This window comes from Mucilaginibacter sp. P1_A3, assembly GCF_056406855.1.
Genome location: NZ_JBFTZJ010000007.1, coordinates 156,552 through 177,267 on the forward strand (window position 1 = coordinate 156,552; position 20,716 = coordinate 177,267).

Annotated in this window: 20 protein-coding genes; 6 read left to right on the plus strand and 14 right to left on the minus strand. The window is 41.6% G+C overall.

The genetic code is table 11. The features are described 5' to 3' along the window. Positions 1-8: 8 nt before the first annotated feature. Positions 9-995, plus strand: a complete 987-nt coding sequence (locus AC1D0K_RS16045) for a helix-turn-helix domain-containing protein (RefSeq protein ID WP_477393859.1) — start codon at positions 9-11, stop codon at positions 993-995. A gap of 89 nt (positions 996-1,084) precedes the next feature. Here the strand turns inward: AC1D0K_RS16045 and AC1D0K_RS16050 are convergent, their stop codons facing one another. The 3 genes from AC1D0K_RS16050 to AC1D0K_RS16060 all read right to left on the minus strand — a co-directional run bounded on the left by AC1D0K_RS16050 (position 1,085) and on the right by AC1D0K_RS16060 (position 4,653). Continuing rightward, positions 1,085-3,673 carry a TonB-dependent receptor gene (locus tag AC1D0K_RS16050; protein WP_477393861.1) on the minus strand — a complete coding sequence of 863 codons (2,589 nt, stop codon included), beginning with the start codon at positions 3,671-3,673 and terminating at the stop codon, positions 1,085-1,087. Between the two features lie 102 nt (positions 3,674-3,775). Beyond that, positions 3,776-4,195, minus strand: coding sequence for a winged helix-turn-helix domain-containing protein (locus AC1D0K_RS16055; protein ID WP_477393863.1), 420 nt, complete (start codon positions 4,193-4,195; stop codon positions 3,776-3,778). Between the two features lie 125 nt (positions 4,196-4,320). Then, positions 4,321-4,653, minus strand: a complete 333-nt coding sequence (locus AC1D0K_RS16060; RefSeq protein ID WP_477393865.1) for a hypothetical protein — start codon at positions 4,651-4,653, stop codon at positions 4,321-4,323. An 821-nt stretch (positions 4,654-5,474) separates the two neighbouring features. Here AC1D0K_RS16060 and AC1D0K_RS16065 point away from each other — a divergent pair. Continuing rightward, positions 5,475-6,959: an aldehyde dehydrogenase (NADP(+)) gene (locus AC1D0K_RS16065; RefSeq protein WP_477393867.1), complete on the plus strand. Its 1,485-nt coding sequence runs from the start codon at positions 5,475-5,477 to the stop codon at positions 6,957-6,959. 151 nt (positions 6,960-7,110) lie between these two features. On the opposite strand, the gene AC1D0K_RS16070 is transcribed toward AC1D0K_RS16065, so the two are convergent. Both AC1D0K_RS16070 and AC1D0K_RS16075 read right to left on the minus strand, forming a co-directional pair. After that, a complete protein-coding gene (locus tag AC1D0K_RS16070) occupies positions 7,111-7,641 on the minus strand; it encodes a hypothetical protein (RefSeq protein WP_477393869.1) in 531 nt (176 codons plus the stop codon). A 258-nt stretch (positions 7,642-7,899) separates the two neighbouring features. Then, positions 7,900-8,712, minus strand: a complete 813-nt coding sequence (locus AC1D0K_RS16075) for a DUF3108 domain-containing protein (protein ID WP_477393871.1) — start codon at positions 8,710-8,712, stop codon at positions 7,900-7,902. A 238-nt stretch (positions 8,713-8,950) separates the two neighbouring features. On the opposite strand from AC1D0K_RS16075, the gene AC1D0K_RS16080 reads away from it, so the two are divergent. Together AC1D0K_RS16080 and AC1D0K_RS16085 are read left to right on the plus strand one after the other, a co-directional pair. Further along, complete coding sequence (locus AC1D0K_RS16080; RefSeq protein WP_477393873.1) at positions 8,951-9,970, plus strand: sensor histidine kinase; 1,020 nt, start codon at positions 8,951-8,953, stop codon at positions 9,968-9,970. Further along, on the plus strand, positions 9,967-10,677 hold the full coding sequence (locus AC1D0K_RS16085; RefSeq protein WP_477393875.1) for a LytR/AlgR family response regulator transcription factor: 711 nt from the start codon (positions 9,967-9,969) through the stop codon (positions 10,675-10,677). The genes AC1D0K_RS16080 and AC1D0K_RS16085 overlap by 4 nt, the downstream gene beginning before the upstream one ends. Positions 10,678-10,915: 238 nt before the next feature. On the opposite strand, the gene AC1D0K_RS16090 is transcribed toward AC1D0K_RS16085, so the two are convergent. The 5 genes from AC1D0K_RS16090 to AC1D0K_RS16110 all read right to left on the minus strand — a co-directional run bounded on the left by AC1D0K_RS16090 (position 10,916) and on the right by AC1D0K_RS16110 (position 15,829). Further along, positions 10,916-11,938 (minus strand): asparaginase, encoded by a 1,023-nt coding sequence (locus AC1D0K_RS16090; RefSeq protein ID WP_477393877.1) that lies wholly within the window; start codon positions 11,936-11,938, stop codon positions 10,916-10,918. Between the two features lie 46 nt (positions 11,939-11,984). Next, complete coding sequence (locus AC1D0K_RS16095) at positions 11,985-12,752, minus strand: TatD family hydrolase (protein WP_477393879.1); 768 nt, start codon at positions 12,750-12,752, stop codon at positions 11,985-11,987. A gap of 48 nt (positions 12,753-12,800) precedes the next feature. Continuing rightward, positions 12,801-13,790: an FKBP-type peptidyl-prolyl cis-trans isomerase gene (locus AC1D0K_RS16100; protein ID WP_477393881.1), complete on the minus strand. Its 990-nt coding sequence runs from the start codon at positions 13,788-13,790 to the stop codon at positions 12,801-12,803. 61 nt (positions 13,791-13,851) lie between these two features. After that, positions 13,852-14,817 carry an FKBP-type peptidyl-prolyl cis-trans isomerase gene (locus tag AC1D0K_RS16105; protein ID WP_295715490.1) on the minus strand — a complete coding sequence of 322 codons (966 nt, stop codon included), beginning with the start codon at positions 14,815-14,817 and terminating at the stop codon, positions 13,852-13,854. Between the two features lies 1 nt (position 14,818). Further along, positions 14,819-15,829 carry a DHH family phosphoesterase gene (locus tag AC1D0K_RS16110; RefSeq protein ID WP_477393884.1) on the minus strand — a complete coding sequence of 337 codons (1,011 nt, stop codon included), beginning with the start codon at positions 15,827-15,829 and terminating at the stop codon, positions 14,819-14,821. Between the two features lie 200 nt (positions 15,830-16,029). Here AC1D0K_RS16110 and AC1D0K_RS16115 point away from each other — a divergent pair, with 200 nt between their 5' ends. Together AC1D0K_RS16115 and AC1D0K_RS16120 are read left to right on the plus strand one after the other, a co-directional pair. Further along, positions 16,030-16,449: a nucleoside-diphosphate kinase gene (locus AC1D0K_RS16115; RefSeq protein ID WP_295715487.1), complete on the plus strand. Its 420-nt coding sequence runs from the start codon at positions 16,030-16,032 to the stop codon at positions 16,447-16,449. A 160-nt stretch (positions 16,450-16,609) separates the two neighbouring features. Beyond that, on the plus strand, positions 16,610-16,819 hold the full coding sequence (locus AC1D0K_RS16120; protein WP_295715485.1) for a hypothetical protein: 210 nt from the start codon (positions 16,610-16,612) through the stop codon (positions 16,817-16,819). Between the two features lie 77 nt (positions 16,820-16,896). Here AC1D0K_RS16120 and AC1D0K_RS16125 read toward each other — a convergent pair whose 3' ends face one another. The 4 genes from AC1D0K_RS16125 to AC1D0K_RS16140 all read right to left on the minus strand — a co-directional run bounded on the left by AC1D0K_RS16125 (position 16,897) and on the right by AC1D0K_RS16140 (position 20,350). Beyond that, on the minus strand, positions 16,897-17,187 hold the full coding sequence (locus AC1D0K_RS16125; RefSeq protein ID WP_477393887.1) for a DciA family protein: 291 nt from the start codon (positions 17,185-17,187) through the stop codon (positions 16,897-16,899). Continuing rightward, positions 17,180-18,280 (minus strand): DNA replication/repair protein RecF, encoded by a 1,101-nt coding sequence (recF, locus tag AC1D0K_RS16130; RefSeq protein ID WP_477393891.1) that lies wholly within the window; start codon positions 18,278-18,280, stop codon positions 17,180-17,182. Before recF ends, AC1D0K_RS16125 begins: the two co-directional genes overlap by 8 nt. Positions 18,281-19,196: 916 nt before the next feature. Next, positions 19,197-20,003, minus strand: a complete 807-nt coding sequence (locus AC1D0K_RS16135; protein ID WP_477399863.1) for a TlpA family protein disulfide reductase — start codon at positions 20,001-20,003, stop codon at positions 19,197-19,199. After that, a complete protein-coding gene (locus AC1D0K_RS16140; protein WP_477399861.1) occupies positions 20,000-20,350 on the minus strand; it encodes a DUF4369 domain-containing protein in 351 nt (116 codons plus the stop codon). The genes AC1D0K_RS16135 and AC1D0K_RS16140 overlap by 4 nt, the downstream gene beginning before the upstream one ends. Between the last annotated feature and the right edge of the window lie 366 nt (positions 20,351-20,716).

Here is a 20,716-nt window from a genome sequence, read left to right on the forward strand (position 1 = left end):
AAAAGATCATGGCAATAGAATTTGAGTTTGAGGTAGATAAAGGTTTTCATTTTGGCGAAGCCTTTGCCAGTCGTTTTAATGTTGATGTTGTACAGAACCGTGTAAACTTGCCTGGAATGCTTGGCGAGGGCTATATACAGGAAGTTTTTCTTAATAATGGGCTCTCCTTATGTATTCACCATTACCACTTAAAAGAGGAATTGGTATTGCGGCGCATGGATACATCATCCTCGACTATGCTTACTATGAAGTTTGATTGCAGGAGGATCCCTGCAGGCCAAAACAATTTACCACATGACCCTCTGTTTACCGGCAGCAATGGCAGCGAAGTAGAATTGGGTACGGGCAATTTTTTCTCTGATCTTATTATACCTTCCAATCAGCATATTAATTTCCTGGTAATTGGCTCCGCGCGCCAGACCTTACTTGATATTTTAAATCTGCAGGAAGAAGGCTGCCCAATAGAATCTCTGATCAGGGATAGTCATTCATTTGTATTGCATGAGGTAATGACCCGGGAGATGGAAAATACGTTAAAACAACTGAGTCAAGTTGACCAAACCGCCCCATTGGCCATCTTGCTTTATAAAACAAAGGCTGAAGAATTGATCTATCTGCTGTTCTCCAAATTAATGACCCGGGCCGCAAGCGCCTCTATCACGGTAGACCAGGCCGATGCAGAAAAAATTTACAAGCTCAGGGCTGCTATTTTAACAGACCTGAGTTTAACACCCCAGTTGCCAGAATTATCTGGCAGGATAGGCATCAGTCTTACTAAAATGAAACAGCTTTTCATGCAAATATTTGGCGATAGTATTTACAACTACTATCAATCGGCAAGAATGAATGAAGCCGCCCGCCTGCTCGGCAACCTTTCAGTATCCGAAACCGGGTACCAGCTTGGCTTTAGCAACCTGAGTCATTTTGGGCGACTATTTGAAAAGCATTTTAAAATAAAACCCAAGAAATATAAAGATGGCTTAGCACTAAAATAGATTGTAATTTTCTATCAGAAACTTAATAATCCGTTGACCCTCAATATGGGTCAACGGAATAAACTTATACTATGACAATAACCTGTTTTCTATTTTAAGTTGAGCGTGAGCGTGGTATAATAAAACCCACCTATGGCCGGTCCGCCCAAAAACGAGTAATAGTATTTATTGGTTAGGTTACTCGCTCCAATTTTTACGTTGAGCCCTGTTTTCAGGAAATCATAATTAACCTGTGCATCAATAGTGCCATAGGCCTGCACATTGCCATTAACTAAAAACGATTGCCAGTAAAAACCGCTTTGCCATTTATAGGTTGCATTAAACCCCAAATTGCCAATCACCCGGTTACCGCCGAAAGAATAATTAGTGATCCATCGCGGTGTGTTAAAACCATCTTCCAAGGCATCCTCATTGGCAGTACGCTGTAATTTGGCATACGATACATTGCCCGAGAGGATAAACTTTTGCCATATTTTGTATTGCAAACCTAAACTGCCGCCAATGTTGTAAACCGTACTTTGCGAATTTGTCCAGGCGCGGTAACGGGCCTGTTTGGTTTTATCGTTCAGGTAATAGGGAATGGAATCCGCCTTTTGGGTGTTGGGTACGTTAATTTCAATCTGCCCGATGAAATTGTTGTACCTGTTGTAGTAAAAATCGGCATCCACACTCAGGTCGCCCTCAAAAAACAGGGATTTATAGCCTGCCTCAAAAGAGTTGATATGCTCTGGCTGCAGGTAAGTATAGGTATTCTTTTTAAGCAAACCTTTTTCCTTTTCAATGGCCGCGCTGGTGCTGCTGCCCGCGTTGAAATCGTTTTTAACAGCAGCCTGGAAAGCATCGATAGAAGTACGGATGTAGGAGTTTTCAAATACCCCGCTTGATACCACCCTTAAACCGCCAACCCGTTTTACGCCACCGCTATTCACGTTGGAGAAAGCCTCAAAAATGCTCGGAAAGCGGTAACCGCTCTGGTATGATACCCTGAAATTTTGCTCTGGAACCGGCGAAAAAACAGCCGTAAGCCTTGGATTTAATTTCAAACTAAAATAATCATTCCTATCGGCACGCAGCGTGGCCGAAAGTTTAAGCTTACTATCAAAAAACGATTTGCCTACCTGTATAAAGCCACCGGTTTTGCTGTAATCAATATTGCTGTACTCTTTGCCCTTTACGTAATTAATAAAATAGTTACCATCAGGGTGAATAATATAGGTACGATGATCAAACCCGGCTAACAGTTCAAGCCCTGTTGTTTTTTTAAAGGTTGATGAAATGGCGTTGGAGATATCAACCTGTCCCTCCGCATGCCACATATCATCCTTTACCCGCAGCGCCGATCCAATATCCCAGTTATTGATATCGGCCAGTTTATCAAGCGTATTTCTAAAAGCGGCTGTTCCCGGTTGGTAACGCCCGGCATCCGCTAATTGACGGGCCTGTTGCAAAGCCTGCGGCACGGTTGCACCACCTGCTGTGGCCGTATTAAAACCTTTTGTAAAATCGGCGTACCAGGTATTATCATCTTTATAGTTACGATCTACGTTTTCGCCCGCCGAGCGCAGGTTATATGATTTTCCGGTGTTCTCGCTCGTCCAGTAGGCGCGTACCTGGTAAATGTCATTTTTTAGTTCGAGCGCATGTTGTTGAAGCACATAGCCTGACAGCCTGAACCGATTGGCACGCTGGTAAATATTATCCAGATCGGCAAAGCGATAGGTGTAGGTTAAACGGGTATCATCATTAATTTTATAAACCAGGCCCACATCAACCTTCACGTTGTGCAAATTATAGCTGGTTACATCCTTTTCGGCATAGCCGGTACGGGCAATGGAATATTGCTTGCCACCAAGAGTAACGGTTTTCCTGTCGGATGATTCATTGCCGTAGCCATTCACCGGGTCGTACCCCGGATTATCCACCCCGCCGGGAATCCCGAGTTTAGCATTGGCGGCCGCGTTCAGGTCGGTACGGTTGTCGGCTATCCAATCATAACCTGTGGTGTAGGTACCATTTATTTTAAAGGCGAATTTTTTTGAGATAGCTTTTGCCAACCGGAAACTGGTTTCTGAAAACAACTTAGCCGATGTTTCTGAATCGCCAAGATGATTGATTCCTGTTTTTTGCTGAATACTGATCCCCTGGCTGGTAAATGGATCTTTGGTTATAAAATTAGCCAACCCATTAATAGCATTTAAGCCGTATAAAGCCGATGCTGTACCGGGGATGATCTCCACGCTTTCGATATCCATGTCGTTTGGCCCCATGGCATTACCTATCGGAGCGCCAATATGCGGCGCCTGGTTATCAACACCATCAACCAGCTGGGTAAAACGCACATTGGTGGTATTGGCAAAGCCCCGGGTGTTAATTATCCTGAAACCGAGGCTGGGCGTTATCAGCTGCACGCCCTTTACATTCTCCAGCGCATCAAAAAAAGATGGCGCGGCCGAGCGCCGGAAGTCGGCAGCGGTTATTTTTTCAATACTCACCGGCGATCGTAATATGCTTTCGCTGATGCGCGATGCGGATATTACTACCTCACTAAGTTCTTGTTTTTTTATCCGCATAGTGTCGCTTTTTACAGCAGTTGTATCTTTTGCTTTTCCTCTTTTTTGCGCAAAAAGATGGCCGCAGGTAAACGCCATCAACAATATTAAGGAGTAAAATTTCTTCATATAGCCGCAAGTTACAAATCGATATGCTTTTATTTATATAACGACAAATAAAAATAAACCGGTCGAACGGACCGGACTATAAAATTATGCTCTTCCGCCTGGTTAGACCTGGATAAGCGGACTGTTAGTTTTTAAAAATTCCTGGAATTTTTGTTGAAACAATTTAAACTGCTCAATTGCCTTAAGGCCTTTTTCGGTAAGCTCGGCACTGCCGCCACCCTTACCGCCGCGGTGCGAAATAACCACCGGCGCCCCAAAATGTTCATTCATATAATTGATCATATCCCAGGCCTGCCGGTATGACATTTTCATTTGCAAAGCCGCCTGCCTTAGTGATCCCGATTGCTGTATCCGCTCCAACAACTCCACCCGGCCATGACCTAATAACTTACCATCGGGAGTTTCAAACCAAATCCTGCCGTTTATACTTAATGCCTTGCTTGCCATGTTATAAATTGAAACCAAACATGGTGCAAATATATCATTAACAACTAACAGGAGGTTTTGAATTTTGCAGATCATTTTTAAACACCCTGTGAGCAGCAAAGTTCATTTCACAAAAAAGCGCCCCCAATTTAAAAAAGGAAGCGCAATCTTTATTTTAAAGCCCCAAAAAGGAAATACTTATTTGAAAGTTAAATCGATTATTAGGTTCTTGGTCTTTTAGGATTAAAGGCAACCAGGTAATTAAGATCCTCTGTTATAGCAACCCCACGACTATCAGTCTTAGGCTCTTCTTTCTGGAACGACTGGTTAAGTCTTGTTTTAATAGTATGAAACACCTCCATCAAAATTTCGGGACCAACTTTGGCAGCAATCGTTGGATAATAATCTTTTTGAATCCTTATTCTTTCGGTATTGGTTACCATGCTCAGTTCCCAGCTGTCGTCTGCCTTAAAGCCAAACTCTTTGGCAGTGTTCAGCAAGTCGTACATATACATGCGGGTTTCGGTTTCAACAGATTCTTTAGCAGCTATCATGAGAATTTTTTTATGGTTGTTGCAGCCTGCAGCAGGCTGGTATTATGTTAAAGCTTAACTATCACCGTATAAGAAAATGGCAATGCCTAAGTATTTAGCGGGAAGGAATTTCTTAAAGGTAGCTTTAATTTACCAAAAAGTGGCAGGTTTTAAATATTAATTAAAACATCGGGCGCTGGGGAAAGGTATACAAGTAAAAAGCACACTGCTTTCCTGCTGATTGTGTGCTAACTATGGGCCTTCGGCATGATTAGGTTAATTATCATTTTTTATAGAGGCATCGCCTCGACAAATATTGTAACAACGGATTTTAATCCGTTCATCATAAACCAAAAGAAAATGAGTGCCATCGGCACGAGGCATATCTTTAAGTGACTACCGGAATTTCCAGTTTATTGAATGTTAAATAACAGTTAACCGGCCGGGTATATGAGCCGAACCAATGGTTCTTTTTATATGTTGCTTCTTTTTCAACGGATTAAAATCCGTTGTTACAATATGAGCCGGGGCCACGCCCCTGGTTTATTTTTCAAATAATATTGGGGCTTCCCAGCATAATCTTGTTTCTCCAACGTCACGATGTCAATTATACTATACTGGCCGAGTAAAAAAGGGGGTACGCACCGCAGCCCCTTGAGAGAAAATTGAAATCTTCCGAGCACCTATTATGACCACACAAACCACAACAAAAGAGTCCCCAAAAAAGGCAAAATCCTGTTACTACCAGATAGAAAATATCCACACCTTTAGCCCCACTTTAAATATATTTGCTTAAACATATAACGGTGCAAACCGTTCTTAATTCAAAACAAACATCTGTCATGGCTAATAATTTTAAAGAAGCAAGCGTTGAAGAAATAAACCAGGTAATGCAGCAATCGCAGGCAGCGTTTGAGGCTTACCAAAAAACAAGCATCGAAGAAAAAAGCTTATTTTTAGAGGCTATCGCCGCAGAAATTGAAGCTTTGGGCGATGCCTTGCTTCAAAAAGCGTCCGAAGAAACCAACCTGCCAATTCCACGCTTAACGGGCGAACGCGCCCGCACAACAGGTCAGCTCCGCATGTTTGCAACCATGCTGCGCGAAGGCAGCTGGGTGGAAGCCAGCATTGATACTGCCATACCAGACAGAGCCCCGCTACCCAAACCCGATGTTCGTAAAATGCTGATCCCCCTGGGGCCGGTAGTAGTTTTTGGCGCCAGTAATTTCCCCTTCGCTTATTCAACCGCCGGCGGCGATACCGCAAGCGCGTTAGCGGCAGGCTGTTCTGTAGTGGTAAAAGCACACCCGGCACATGCAGAAACATCAGAGATGGTATATACCGCTATCAGGAAAGCCATTACAAGCAGCAATATGCCTGAGCATATTTTTCAGCATGTGCATGGCACTTCGTTCGAGAGCGGCAAGGCTTTGGTACAGGCAGCAGATACAGCTGCTGTTGGCTTTACCGGCTCAACCGTAGGCGGCAAGGCTTTATATGATTATTCGTCACAACGTAAAAACCCTATCCCGGTATTTTCTGAGATGGGCAGCATAAACCCGGTTATATTTTTACCGGATACCTTAAATAAAAACGCGGCCAGTCTTGCAGCTCAATACGCGGGTTCCATTACCCTGGGCATGGGCCAGTTTTGCACCAATCCCGGCCTCATGATAGCTATTGAAAGCGATGGTCTTTACAGTTTCCTGGATAGCCTGGGCAAGGGCATTGAGGCTGTGCAGCCAGCAAGAATGCTGCATGCCGGCATCCATTCGGCCTATGAAAAAAAGAGCCATGCCGCTTTGGAGCAGGATGGTGTAAAAGTGATTCAACAATCAGCCACGGAAGCAAAGGATATTGAAGCCTTGCCAACCGTTGCATTGGTTAGCGGACAAACATTTTTAGAAAACCCCTTATTGCACGAAGAGGTTTTTGGCCCTTACTCCCTCATGGTGAACTGCCAGGATGAGCTGGAATTGCTTAAAGTATTAAAATCAGTATCGGGCCAGTTAACTACCACGGTGATGGGTACCGATGATGATTTCGCCGGTCACTCCCGCCTGCTGCAATTATTGCCATCCATTGCCGGCCGCATCTTGTTTAATGGTGTACCAACCGGCGTTGAAGTTTGCCACAGCATGGTACACGGTGGCCCTTACCCGGCAACTACCGATAGCCGTTTTACCGCGGTAGGTACCAATGCCGTAAAACGCTGGGTACGCCCGGTATGTTTTCAAAGCTGCCCCGATGGCCTACTGCCATTGGCATTACAGAACGCTAACCCAACCGGGATTTGGCGCTTGGTAGATAATGAGTGGAAGAAGTAAATAACGAGGTCTTAGCATTTTTTTTGTCATCCTGAACGCAGTGAAGGATCTATTATTCGCCATACTCTTCGCCCTGTAAAGTCTGCGATTAGATCCTTCACCCCGTTCAGGATTACAAATTTTTAAGAAGGAAAAATCAATTTCCACCGCTTTATGGCGTAGTCACAATCGTATGCGTACCATCCGGATTTACAACAATAGTAGTATTTCCGCCTGCCTTGATCCCGACGGTATGTGTACCATCCGGGTTTACAATAACAAAAGTTGATCCGTTATCGATCATGGTAGAATGTGTTCCGTTTGGATTAACAATAGTACTTGTTTGACCATTTTTTATTACAACAGAATGCGTACCGTTTGGATTGACTATAGTAGCCGTAGCACCATTATCTATCCATAACGAATGAGTGCCATCAGCGTTTACCACCACGGATGTTTGACCTGTTTTAGTTATCAGGGTGTTGCTACCATCCGGATTAACAATTGTGGATATCATGCCATTTTTGATCACTACCCCAGGTTTGCCGGTGGGATAGGTAAAAGTAAAGGTGTACGCACTATCCCTGCTTGATGCCACAGCATTGTAAACAGCTAAATCATTTAAATTAAATGTATCTTTTTTTTTCGCAAACACATGGCTGGCAAACAGCATTGCTAACAGGATAAGGATAGTTTTTTTCATGATGTGGCGGTTTTGCAGTATGACGACTGTTAGCCGCTAAGGTTTAATGGGTTGCAGCGCTATTTGCCTATTTATTATATTGCCTTCTCTTATAACCTATGCTTTGAAAGATTTGTCATCCTGAACGTAGTGAAGGATCTATTCGCGAACTATGCAGAGCGAAGATGCATGGCGAATAACAGATCCTTCACTACGTTCAGGACGACAAATTTCTTTACTAATGTATTCGGTATGCCTCTTGGTTATTTTGGCGTTATCCTACTTCACAAACCTCGCCAACACATCAGGCGCGGCACCTATCATCTTTATTTTATAGCGATAGCCACCGTCAAAAAAATCTTCTTCTTTTAAAAACTCATGACCTTCTTTACTTATCCAATAGGTTTCGGTAAAATGGCGGCCCTTGTAATCGCTTTCGGTAAATAGTTTCCAGCAATCAGCTTTATCTCCTCCCGATGTGGTTATCACCTCGCTGCCTGTCACTTTATAAAGCACATATTGGGGTACATCGATACCTGCATCGTAAAAGTTAATGGCGAAAGTTTTGCCTGCTTCAAGGGGTAGCATCTCAAAAGTTTCAATATCCAGGTTCCAGTTAAAATTGGGCATGGTAAAATCAAGCTTAAAGTTTTTTTGATCGTTACCGGCAACTGTATCGGCACCCGTAATTTTATCCGTTTCCCAGTTATAGGCTTTTGTTTTTTTGCCAATGGTTTCCGCGTGATAAACCGGTGAAAAATCGGCCATTTTATTAAGCGAATAAACAGATCGGTACACCGCGCTATCGGCTCCATACCAGTGCTGGGCAATTGCAAAGTAATTTACTTTATTACGTTTCTCAATTTCCACATTGCGTAGCCAAAGCGAAAAACGCATCCGGCGACTGTCTTTTACATTTTGATAATAAACCAGGTATTGTTTAAGTCCGGGCTTTAGGGCCGACGTAATAAGGCGCAAGTCCTGTAAGCGGATGGTATCTGTTTGTGCGAATACCTTTGGTGTATGCGACAACAGCAACAATACTGTTAAACTGATGGCTATAACTTTTTCAACAATCTGTTCGGTTTTCATGGCAATTTAATGATAGGTGATCGATTGGTTAATTTTGTTGGTTAACCAAATTTGCCTTGTAATCACCTGTACAAAAAATCAATTCAACCATTGTTGGTCTTTATTTAACAGGTGGTACTATTTATTCAATAAGGCATGGTTTAGGCTGTCCGTTTAAAGTTTAGAGGTTTTTATTGAATAAACTGCGGCATCCGTTTAAAACAGGTACTATCAATCAAAAAGCTTTGTATTTTTAAGCATGCAACTGTTAAAAACCAGGCCAACCATTCTGCAGCTACAGTTATTGGTTTGGGTATCCGTCATCTTTATCCTCTTTTTTTCTCTATTGCCGATGGACGGCTTTAAGCAATCGGCTATTTATACCATTGTAAATACTTCCTTTTACGCGATTACTATATACGGCAACATTTTATTTCTGTATCCGCGGCTTTACCAAAAAGAGAAATACGTATGGTATGTAGTACTGGTTATCCTGTTTTTATTGGCTATAGGGCTGATAAGAGGCTATACAACCATGTGGCTATACAATCATTTCTTCGCCAAAACACCCGAGCTTATTACGGTAAAAACACTCCTCAACTTTATCTCGGGCGGGATACTGATATTTATCATGAGCCTTATCTTCCGGATAGCGCTGGCCTATTTTAAACTCAAGCAGCAAACCGAAGAGATCATGGTACAAAAAAGCCAGGCCGAGCTCAATTTGCTAAAATCGCAGGTGCAGCCTCATTTTTTGTTTAACACATTGAATAACATCTATTACGAGGCTTATAAAGAAGCCCCACGCACGGCGGCGCTCATAGAGCGGCTATCAGATATTATGCGGTATTTTGTGGATGAAAGTCCGAAGGATGATGTGGCTATTACAACCGAAGTGCAATTCCTCGAAAATTATATCGAGCTGGAAAAAATCCGCATCAGGCATGGGGTAGAGGTCAGTTTTGAAAAAATGTACAATTCAGATCTGCGCATTCCGCCTATGTTGCTGATGACGTTTGTAGAAAACATTTTTAAACACGGCATTGATAAATCAAGTATCGAAAACCGGGTTTCCATTTCGCTGAAGCAGCAGCAGGGTTACCTGCTTTTTAAAACCAGCAATTCTATTTATGATGTACCTTTAAATAACCAACCCAACGGATTTGGGATTGCCAATTTAAAAAAAAGACTTACCATGCTTTACGGCGAAAACTTTGAACTTGCCATTGATAGAAATGACCGAAATTTCAACACGTTTTTAAAAATACCATTAGCATGAGCTTAAGCTGTATTATAATAGATGATGAGCCCAATGCGGTAAACCTGCTGGAAATGCTAATACAGCAAAGCACTCCATGGCAACTAAAAGCCAAATGCTACAATGCTTTGGAAGCACTGGCATTTTTAAAAGGCCACAAGGTTGATTTTATATTTTTAGACATCAATATGCCCAACCTTACCGGCATGGAACTGGCCGGTCTGTTGCCGTCGCAAACCAAAATTGTGTTTACAACAGCGTACTCAGAATACGCCGCCGAAAGCTATTCCTTTCAAACAATAGATTACCTGCTAAAGCCGATAACCCTTAAACGCTTTTTGGCAGCGATGCAAAAGATAGAACATTATTTTGACAAGCCGGGGCATGTTGCGACCCAACCGTCTGCACCAAACCAGGAATACTTCTTTGTAAAATCGGGCAAGGAGCTGCGTAAGATATTACTTGATGACATCCTCTATTTTGAAGGCGAAAAGGAGTATGTAAGACTGGTTACCGCGCAGGAGCAATTGCTGATTTACCGCCGCTTAAAAGACATTGAAGAGCAACTGTTGCCACCCTTTGTGCGGGTCCACAACTCCTATATTGTAAACACCAAACAACTGGTAAAAATCCAGGATAATCATATTTATATAGGCGATAAGCGCATCCCGGTAAGTGAAAAATTTAAGGATGGGTTCATGGCGGTAATTAATAAAAGGGTGTTTTGAGGGTCCAAATTAAACACGTCGAGGTACGAAGCAATGACAGGTTCGCAGAAAAACTTTTTGTCATCCCGAACGCAGTGAAGGATCTGTTATCCGCCATACTCTTCGCCCTGTACAGCCTGCGATTAGATCCTTCACTGCGTTCAGGATGACAAACTTTTTAAATCGTCAATTCTCCTTCAGAGTCCCTGGATTTCGTTCGCAACGACGAGCGGAAGAACGGGAGTTTACGGCACCTATTTTACGATACCGTAATCTCGCCCCTTAAATCCGTTTCCATGTAATGTTTCACCATAGCCGGATCGTCAAACTCACCTAATAAGTACATCATTTTGGTTACGGCCGATTCAAAGGTCATGTCGTATCCGTTGGCTACTCCGATATCCTTCAATTGCTTGCTGGTTTCGTAGCGGCCCAGCTCAACGGTACCCACTTTACATTGGGAAATGTCAACAATAACTTTACCTTCTTTAATGGCTTTCTCCAGCAGATCAATAAACCAGCTGTCGGTTGTGGTGTTACCCGCACCAAAGGTTTCCATTACAACGCCTCTTACATCGGCATTTAAAATGGCTTCAACCACTTTGGGGCCAATGCCGGGGTACAGTTTCAGTACAGCTACTTCACTTACCAGGTTGTTATGAATAATTAATTTTTCACCATCCAATGGCTGCCTGATATCATTTACATTAAACTTCAGGTGCACGCCAGACTCGGCCAGAATAGGATAGTTTGGCGAGCGAAAAGCTTCGAATTTGGATGAATTATATTTAAACGCCCTGTTACCACGAAATAATTTGTAATCAAAATAGATACAAACCTCGGGCACACGTGAACGCTCATTCTTTTTGGCCTTGGCAATTTCAATGGCGGTCATTAAATTTTCCTTGGCATCGGTACGTATCGCGCTTATAGGCAGTTGCGAGCCGGTAAAAATAATGGGCTTCTCCAGGTTCTCGAGCATAAAACTCAATGCCGATGCCGTGTAGGCCATGGTATCCGAGCCATGTAATATTACAAAGCCGTCGTTATCATCGTAGTTAGACTCAATCAAGCCCGCCAGTTGGCTCCAGATTTCAGGATTCATGTTTGATGAATCAATGATCTCCTCAAAAGAGTGCACCTTAATTCGGCAATTAAGCTTTTCCAGCTCGGGCACGTTATCCATTATCTGCTCAAAGTTGATGGGCTTGAGCACCTTTGTTACGGGATCACTCATCATACCGATTGTCCCCCCGGTATAAATGATCAGTATCTGACTCATTAATTAAGGTTTATGCTGTTTAAATCAATTGCTGTTATTATTTATATTATATACCAAACACCTGCCTGGAGTTTTGCGTGGTGATAAAAGCCACCTCCTCCACACCGGTTTGGTGCAGATCCGCCACCTTTTGGGCTATGTAAATCAAGTATGAACTTTCATTAGGTTTACCACGAAACGGAACGGGCGTAAGGTACGGAGAATCTGTTTCTAAAACTATATGCTTTAAGTCAATTTCAGATACTACTTTATCCAAACCCGCATTTTTATAGGTAACAACGCCACCTATTCCCAAATAAAAGCCCAGGTCAATTACCTGTTTAGCCTGCTCCAGGTTACCCGAGAAGCAGTGGAAGATGCCGCGCAGATCTTCGTCACGCTCCTGCAGCAATACTTCGTACACCTCGTTAAAGGCATCGCGGCAATGTATTACTATAGGCAGTTTTAAACTTTTTGCCCAGTTAATCTGCTGCCTGAAAGCTTCAACCTGTTCGGTTAAAAATGTTTTATCCCAATACAGATCAATACCTATTTCACCGATGGCATATATTTTATTTTGTTGATGGGCGGCTTTTATTGTTGCCAGCTCCTGCTCCCAGTCTGCTTTTACCGAACAGGGGTGCAGGCCGAGCATGGGGTAACACAGATTAGGGTAGGCTTTTACCAGATCATACACCAGGGGCACCGATTCGGCATCCACATTGGGTAAAAACAACCTATTGATATCATTATCAATACAGCGCTGTACCAGGGCCGCGCGTTTATCGGCAATGGTTTCGTAGTATAGGTGGGTATGCGTATCTGTTAATACCATGCGGCAAAAGTAAAAAAGCCTTCCCGATAAATCGGGAAGGCTTTTTGCTTAATTTTTCTTTTTACTTACGGCTGTTTTTTTGCCCGCTGCCTTTTTTACCGGGTGCTTAACGCCTGGTTTTGCAACTACAGGGGCATGCTTGCCTGGTTTTACCTTTACAACTTCTATATCAAACAAAAGGGTGCTGTATGGCGGGATAACCTGGCCTCCACCTTTTTCGCCATAGGCTAAGGCAGATGGAATAACAAATTTAGCTTTTGAACCTTCGTGCAATAAAGCTAAACCTTCGTCCCAGCCCGGGATTACCTGGCCCTGGCCCAAAACTACGCTGATAGGCTCATACGGTCTGCCCGGCTGATCAAGACCTGAAGCTTTCGCCACCGACTCGATGCTGGTATCAAAAACTTTTCCGTTTATTAAACTACCCACGTAATTTACCAATACCGTATCACCGGCCAAGGCCTTGCGTAGTGCGGATGGTTTTGTAACTGTATACTTTAAACCCGAAGCTGTGGTAACAAGCGCAAGCTTATTAGCAGCAAGATAAGCATTGACATCAGTAGCTTCCTGTTGTTTTAGTTTTTCACCTGCTGCAGTTCTTTCTGCCATAGCCGCTTCTAATGATTGCACCTTAGTTATCTTAATAATAAAGGTTAAATAGCTGCTTTTAGGAAAAAACGGAGGGCGTGCCTCTTCATGTCCTTTAAAAATTGAATCGGTAGGTACCTTTACCATCGCGCTGTCATTAAGGGCAAGCAAAGGAAATATATCCATTAAATCGGCTACATTCTGAGAAGGATGGATCTGCGCCTGTACGGTATGACCCGCTACGTATGAACTAAATAAAACAGAATCCTTATCAGTTTTCTGGATGTAATGAAAGGTGATTACATCGTTCTGCTTTACCTTTTCGCCAGGGTTATGGGTAAATATCTGGCATTGCACACCTTTAGCTGTAGTTTGTAAACCACCTTGCGCATGAGCGGTTAAAGTAGCTATCCCCAACAGGGGGGTTAAGAAATAAAAAATGCTTTTCATAAATAAAAATAAAAAAGCCTTCCCGACAGGTTGTCAGGAAGGCTGTAAAAATTCTTTTTAATTACCTTGTTGTTGGTGGAGCCATCTGCGGCATAACCGGTTTTGGCGCGTTTGGATTCGGGTGAACAATATCAACCATTTCCATTTCAAAAACAATTGGTGTGTATGGACCAATTGGGCCTACGCCTTGTTCTTTATAAGCGATATCAGAAGGGATAACTAAAACAATTTTCGAACCTTTGTTCATCAATTGCAAGCCTTCATCCCAACCTGGTATTACTTTACCCTGGCCAACAGGGATACGGATAGGCGCGTATTGACGACCTGGCTCCATAGGTTGTTTTTCTTTAATAGCTACTTCTTTAACGCTGGTTTCAAATATTTTACCATTTGGAAGCCTGCCTGTGTAGTTTACTACAGCAGTATCGCCAACTGCAGGTACCGGACCAGTACCTGGTGTAGTGATCACATAATTTAAACCTGATGGAGTTTTAGTAGTTTTTAAGTTATGATCAGCAATGTATTTTTTGATCTTACCTGGCTCCTGGTTTTTCATTACATCAGTAAGGGTTTTTAAATAATCGGTAACCCTGCCGCGGAAAACCTGCTCAGTAAGCGCGCCTTTAGCAATTACTTTATTGATGTTAACCTGGAAGATTAAAAATTTACCCTTGATATTTGGTGGACGTTGCTGACCGCCTTTAAATATAGAATCAGTAGCTACTTTAAATGTAGCGCTATCGCCTTCGCCAAGCATTTCAATACCTGCGTATACGTCACCTTTTGATTGTGGTTTTGGCATTGGCATAATAATAGGCCTGCCTGCTTCGTAGCTGTTAACCAATATGGAGTCGCCATCGGTTTTCACAACCATGTTAAGACTCACGAAATCGCCTTCTTTAATATGCACACCACCTTTTGAGGTGTGGATGTTATAAAGCAAGCCTGCATCTCCTTTTTTAAAGCCGCCGTTACAACTTGCAAATCCAATTGCAGCAATGGCTAAGAACATTAATTTTTGTTTCATTTTATTGTTTTAATAGTTTTTTATATTCGGGTAATAGGGTTTTAAATTGTTGTACAACCTGTTCAAGGCTATCTGTTGAGAATCCGCCGGCAGCATTGCGGTGACCGCCACCACCAAAATATTTTTTACAAATTTCATTTGCGGGGAATTCTCCTTTTGAACGTAACGAAAGCTTTACCTTATCCTTACGCTCTACTATAAATGCAGCTAACTTAATGCTGGCCATTGATAGCGCATAGTTTACAATGCCCTCCGTATCGCCGGTATCAACATCGTATTTCTCCAAGTCTTCTTTATTAACGGATATTATGGCCGTATTGTATTCGGGCAAAACTTCAAGGCAGTTTGCAAGGCAATGCCCCAGGAACCTTAAACGGCTTTCTGACGCGCTATTGTATACTAATTCATGTATCCTCCAGTTCACAGCGCCCGCATCAATCAGGTCGGCTACTATGCGGTGTACGGTTGATGTTGTATTTGGCAGGCGGAAAGAGGCAGAATCGGTCATGATGCCTGTATAAAGGCAGGTAGCCACATCTTTATTCACCAGCTCTTTATGGTGCAGCTCATTAACTATAAAATCATAAATAAGCTGGGCAGTCGCGCAGGCGTTTATATTCCAATGCCTGTAATCGTCAAAATCCTCTGGCTCAAGGTGATGATCAATCATTATTTTATAGGCCTTGCTCTCGCCAACCAAAGCTCCCATTTCGTTAATACGGCCTAAAGCATTAAAATCAAGGCAAAATATAAGCGCTGCATTGGCAATAAGCGTGGCAGCCTTTTCGGGTTGCTCGGTATATATAATTACCCCATCGTTGCCGGGCATCCAGCTTAAAAAGTCGGGGTAATCGGTAGGCGCAACAACGGTGGCATGATGCCCCTGCTGTATTAAATAATTATATAAACCTAAAGACGAACCCATAGCATCTCCATCAGGTTTATGATGGGTAGTGATCACTATTTTTTGAGGGCTTGCTAAAAGTTCCTTAAGCGCGGCTAAATCTAACATCAATTTTAAAAAAGAGTTGCAAAGCTAAATAAATAAATTAAATACAAACCATCTAATTTAATTCAAAAAGCTTTATCATACAGATGTAAAACGCTACTTTTGCGCCAATTTTAAACAAACAGATAAAATATCATAAGCTACTTCTAAACAATAGAATATGCTTGCGATAAACATTACCCACAAAGAAACAATTAAAAATAATGGCAACTAACAGAACCTTTACCATGATAAAGCCCGATGCTGTAGCAAACGGGCATATTGGTGCAATTGTAGATAAAATAACCAAAAGCGGCTTTAAAATCATCGCGCTTAAATACACTTACTTAAGCCCGGAAAAAGCTGGTCAGTTTTATGAAGTACACAAAGAGCGTCCTTTTTATAAAGACCTGGTTAGCTTCATGTCATCTGGCCCCATCGTAGCAGCTATATTGGAGAAAGACAATGCAATTGAAGATTTCCGCAAGCTGATTGGCGCAACTGATCCTGCTAAAGCAGAAGAAGGCACCATCCGCAACCTGTTTGCAAAATCAATTGATGCAAACGCCGTTCACGGATCAGATTCTGATGAAAACGCCGCTCTTGAAGGCAGCTTCTTCTTCTCGGCTTTCGAAAAATTCTAACAATCAACAATTTACGGGTGTAACATCAATATTACATCCGTAAATTATTTAGTTGTTTGTTTGTTATTTGATTTTAAGGTTTGTAACTTTACAAAACGGGGTTTACTTAGCCTCGCATTAAAAATTAAACGTAACCTTTTCCTTCTAAAGCATAAATATTATGAAACTGTTATTAAAATCAATCATTTACGCCCTTGTAGTGGTGTGTTTAATTACAGCTTCCATATTGCTTTACAGGGTGCACCCCGAAGTGCAGTTAGCCTTTATAATTCCAGGAGTATTTATTTTTGTATACTCGCTCATAACCGATGATATGGGCATAAAACAGCATGTACGTTCTCGTAATTTTCGTTTTTCAAGAGGCAGATAATCACTCCTGCAACACCAGCGGGGCTTTTTTATAAAAACACTATTTAACCGGGAACACCGGTTTTTTTATGCCTGAATTTATAAAAAAACAATCTCTGTTACTAAAACTCCCTTTGCCTCTTCGTTTATCTTATCAATTATCTGGGTACGTATCATCATCAATTCGTTTTTTATAACCGACGATTCTATCCGCAGAAACAATTTCCTGTCTCTTATAAACAACTCCTTGGTACGGTTGGCTACCGATTTACCCACCAGCTCTGGCCATGCTGCCACAACGGCCGTTTCATCATACCGGCGCTTAATTTTATACACATTAAGCATCTGCTCAATGGCCTCTTTTAATGGTTTGTCGTTAGTTTTACGCATCGATAGCTCCTTTAGTTACATTAAACAATTTTACATCCACAGTTATTTTGGCAAATATCTGCTCCACACGGCTCACACTGGTATCGGTAATAAACACCTGCCCAAAATCATTGTTACTTACCATCTTCATCAACTTGGTAACACGCTCATCATCAAGCTTATCAAAAATATCATCAAGCAACAGCAATGGTTTAAAACCCTTTTGCTGATACAGGAAAGTATACTGCGCCAGCTTAAGCGCTATTAAAAAGGATTTTTGCTGCCCCTGCGATCCAAATTTTTTCATGGCCATACCGTGAATGCCGAACTGCAGGTCGTCTTTATGAATCCCCACCGTAGTACGCTCCAGCACCCTATCCCGCTCAACCGTCTTTTTTAACAGGGCGGCAAAGTCGTCCTGAATTAATTGCGACTCATACACCAGTTCAACCAGCTCGGCATCATCACTTATAAAGCTATAGTGCTTATTAAAAATAGCAGTAAAACCCTCCATAAAAGCTTTGCGTCGCTCATATATTCTATTGCCCGATAGTACCAACTGCTCATCAAGCACCTCCAGCAAATGAGGATCATAACGGCCGGTATCGGCTATCAATTTCAATAAGGCATTGCGGTTAGCCAACACCTTATTATAGGTAATCAATTCATCCAGGTAATGGTTATCCGTTTGCGATATCACATTATCAATAAACTTACGGCGCTCCTCACTCCCCTCGGTAATAATACTGGTATCATACGGCGATATCATCACCAGCGGCAATAAACCAATATGATCTGCCAGGCGCTGATAGTCTTTTTTATTACGCTTAAACTGCTTTTTCTGATTCCGTTTTACAGAACAGGCAACGGCTTCGTTCTGTTGGTTTTTGTTAAAAAGCCCGGTAATTATAAAAAAATCAGTCCCCTGTTTTATTTGCTGACTATCTATCGGGTTAAAATAACTCTTACATAAAGATAAGTAATGTATAGCATCGAGCAGGTTAGTTTTGCCCGCGCCATTATTACCCGTAAACGCATTAACACCCTCACTAAAAACAAGTTCGGCCTCTTCGTAATTTTTAAAATTAATAACTGATAGTTGCTGCAAATACATGGGGTTACAAAGGTAAGGTTTTTGGCTTGGTTTGAATTGATTTGCAAATGGAATATTAAGTTGATTAGGTTGATTAGGTTGATTAGGTTGATTAGGTTGATTAGGTTGATTAGGTTGATTAGGTTGATTAGGTTGATTAGGTTGATTAGGTTGATTAGGTTGATTAGGTTGATTAGGTTGATTAGGTTGATTAGGTTGATTAGGTTGATTAGGTTGATTAGGTTGATTAGGTTGATTAGGTTGATTAGGTTGGGAACTCCCACCGGCTACCTATGTTTTAAATAATTTAACCTTTTTGCTAACAAAAGTTCAACCCACTTAACTACTCACCAATCACCATTCACCATTCACCCATAATGGCGTAACCCGCCGATAGGAGCGGGTCGGGCTTTTTGTTCATACGCCTGCAGGCCTTACGCGCTTTGGCCGGTATCCACGTCAATCCCTTACGCGGGGTTGGGAGTGAAAGTAGTAGTAGTGCTTAAGGAAATCAATATTATTCTTTTAAATAAATCAGTGGCGTAGCCACGGCTTATATTGTAACAACGGATTTTAATCCGTTGAAAAAGAAGCAGCATACAGAAAGAACCATAGGTTCGGCCCATATACCTGGCCGGTTAACTGTTATTTAGCATCCACGAAGTGAAAAATATCGGCATCATCTTAAATGATATGCCCCGTGCCTACGGCACTCATTTTCATTTTGACCTATGATCAACGGATTAAAATCCGTTGTTACAATATCTTCGAGCCGATGGCTCTGAGGAAAAAAGATGATTAAACGACCATTAAAATAGAATTACTTTTGCTTAGTTTATTCATTGAATAAATTGAATAATTGGCGGCTACTGCTTGCTATTAATAGTTAGGCTTTTTTATAACACATAAGATAAGGATATAACCCATGCGCCGTATATTATTGCAAAACTTCCTCTATTTTTTTTGTCATTACACCTTCATCACCTGAAGCAAGAATCACTTTGCCTTCTTTATCCAGTAATACAAAAAAAGGCAAAAAGCTTACTCCATATAATTCACCCACCCTACCTGCTGAGCTCTTTGAATGATATTCATCAACAACTTGTAACCATGGCATTTTCTCTTTATCAAGCGCACGTATCCAATTATCCCAATTCCTGTCGTCAGACACGCTTATGATATTAAACCCTTTTTGATGATATTTTGCATATACTTTTTTCCAGTTAGGAATACCTTTTCTACAGGGCACACACCAGCTTGCCCAAAAGTCTATCATTGTAAAGTCTCCACGAGTGGCAGAAAGCGTAAATCTTGTTTTATCTTTTTTTAACAGCGTAAAATCAGGTGCAAGGTTATTTACCTGCTTATTTTCTAAGTTTGCCAATTTTTTGTTTAACGCCTCATAATAAGTGGAACTTTTTGCTAAACCTGAAAATTGATTAAGAACGGACTGCAAATAAGTTGGCGAGATATCAGATAATGTACTGCACAATTCATTAAACATGTAAATCCCGGCGGTAGATGCAGGGTATTGCTGAATATAACTTTCAAGCCATTTTTTTGCCTTAACTATCAGAAGCTCGTGGATAGAATCTATTTTGTTCTTGATATTAACAATGGAGTCAGGGTGAGCTGTTTTAAGTTTTTTAACAAGGGAAAGATAGTATGTCTGTCCTGTTTCATTTTGATATTTGGTGTAAATATCAGATAGTTTAGATCCCGTTTCTTTGATTTGCCATATCATCGGGTAATCTTTCTTTCCGGAATATTGGTGCATAGCGTCCGAGGTATCAATGCAAATGATATTACTGTATCCTCTACAAAACCCCGGAATGCCCAATTTCCCGGCGCGATCAAAAATGACCTTCTATCGGGCAACCCTATTTTTCCTCGCATAACAAATTTACCTTTCACAATGATTGCGCTATCTATTACATCCAAATTGTTTGAAACCATGCGCACAACACCGGTGTCTATACCTATTATAGTACCATTAATCAGATAGCCTTTCTCCCTGGTAATTTGCGCATTTGCCTGGGACATTAAAAACAAACAAAAAAAGAAGGTAAGTGTACTTGATATTTTTTGCATCACAAAGTTTTAATTAACATCATTAGATCGAGTGCGGTCTTACACACATTTTGAGGGGCTTATTTGAAACGCCCATTGATTTCAAATAGCTAAAAAATCGACTTGTTGGGGTACTATACCTACGGGAAGAATTGTACCTGATAAAAAACAGGCAACAAAGGAAATATTATTATGAAACATTGATAGCGATTTAGATATAAGGGCAATATAATACTTTTATATAAGAAAAACATGACGATAATATAGAAGGAGGGCTAGGCCAAATTCTATTAAAAGAGATGCGCCGTGCCTACGGCACTCATTTTCCTTTTGGACTATGGTCAACGGATTAAAATCCGTTGTTACAATATTTTCGAGCCGATGGCT

What these genes read in the sequence shown, in the direction of transcription:
- AC1D0K_RS16055 (WP_477393863.1), bottom strand. Translation starts at nt 4,195, where the DNA reads ATGATCTGCAAAATTCAAAACCTCCTGTTAGTTGTTAATGATATATTT.
- AC1D0K_RS16110 (WP_477393884.1), bottom strand. Translation starts at nt 15,829, where the DNA reads ATGTTAGATTTAGCCGCGCTTAAGGAACTTTTAGCAAGCCCTCAAAAA.
- AC1D0K_RS16120 (WP_295715485.1), top strand. Translation starts at nt 16,610, where the DNA reads ATGAAACTGTTATTAAAATCAATCATTTACGCCCTTGTAGTGGTGTGT.
- AC1D0K_RS16075 (WP_477393871.1), bottom strand. Translation starts at nt 8,712, where the DNA reads ATGAAAACCGAACAGATTGTTGAAAAAGTTATAGCCATCAGTTTAACA.
- recF (WP_477393891.1), bottom strand. Translation starts at nt 18,280, where the DNA reads ATGTATTTGCAGCAACTATCAGTTATTAATTTTAAAAATTACGAAGAG.
- AC1D0K_RS16050 (WP_477393861.1), bottom strand. Translation starts at nt 3,673, where the DNA reads ATGAAGAAATTTTACTCCTTAATATTGTTGATGGCGTTTACCTGCGGC.
- AC1D0K_RS16080 (WP_477393873.1), top strand. Translation starts at nt 8,951, where the DNA reads ATGCAACTGTTAAAAACCAGGCCAACCATTCTGCAGCTACAGTTATTG.
- AC1D0K_RS16095 (WP_477393879.1), bottom strand. Translation starts at nt 12,752, where the DNA reads ATGGTATTAACAGATACGCATACCCACCTATACTACGAAACCATTGCC.
- AC1D0K_RS16115 (WP_295715487.1), top strand. Translation starts at nt 16,030, where the DNA reads ATGGCAACTAACAGAACCTTTACCATGATAAAGCCCGATGCTGTAGCA.
- AC1D0K_RS16045 (WP_477393859.1), top strand. Translation starts at nt 9, where the DNA reads ATGGCAATAGAATTTGAGTTTGAGGTAGATAAAGGTTTTCATTTTGGC.
- AC1D0K_RS16065 (WP_477393867.1), top strand. Translation starts at nt 5,475, where the DNA reads ATGGCTAATAATTTTAAAGAAGCAAGCGTTGAAGAAATAAACCAGGTA.
- AC1D0K_RS16090 (WP_477393877.1), bottom strand. Translation starts at nt 11,938, where the DNA reads ATGAGTCAGATACTGATCATTTATACCGGGGGGACAATCGGTATGATG.
- AC1D0K_RS16135 (WP_477399863.1), bottom strand. Translation starts at nt 20,003, where the DNA reads ATGATATGGCAAATCAAAGAAACGGGATCTAAACTATCTGATATTTAC.
- AC1D0K_RS16070 (WP_477393869.1), bottom strand. Translation starts at nt 7,641, where the DNA reads ATGAAAAAAACTATCCTTATCCTGTTAGCAATGCTGTTTGCCAGCCAT.
- AC1D0K_RS16125 (WP_477393887.1), bottom strand. Translation starts at nt 17,187, where the DNA reads ATGCGTAAAACTAACGACAAACCATTAAAAGAGGCCATTGAGCAGATG.
- AC1D0K_RS16085 (WP_477393875.1), top strand. Translation starts at nt 9,967, where the DNA reads ATGAGCTTAAGCTGTATTATAATAGATGATGAGCCCAATGCGGTAAAC.
- AC1D0K_RS16105 (WP_295715490.1), bottom strand. Translation starts at nt 14,817, where the DNA reads ATGAAACAAAAATTAATGTTCTTAGCCATTGCTGCAATTGGATTTGCA.
- AC1D0K_RS16060 (WP_477393865.1), bottom strand. Translation starts at nt 4,653, where the DNA reads ATGATAGCTGCTAAAGAATCTGTTGAAACCGAAACCCGCATGTATATG.
- AC1D0K_RS16140 (WP_477399861.1), bottom strand. Translation starts at nt 20,350, where the DNA reads ATGCAAAAAATATCAAGTACACTTACCTTCTTTTTTTGTTTGTTTTTA.
- AC1D0K_RS16100 (WP_477393881.1), bottom strand. Translation starts at nt 13,790, where the DNA reads ATGAAAAGCATTTTTTATTTCTTAACCCCCCTGTTGGGGATAGCTACT.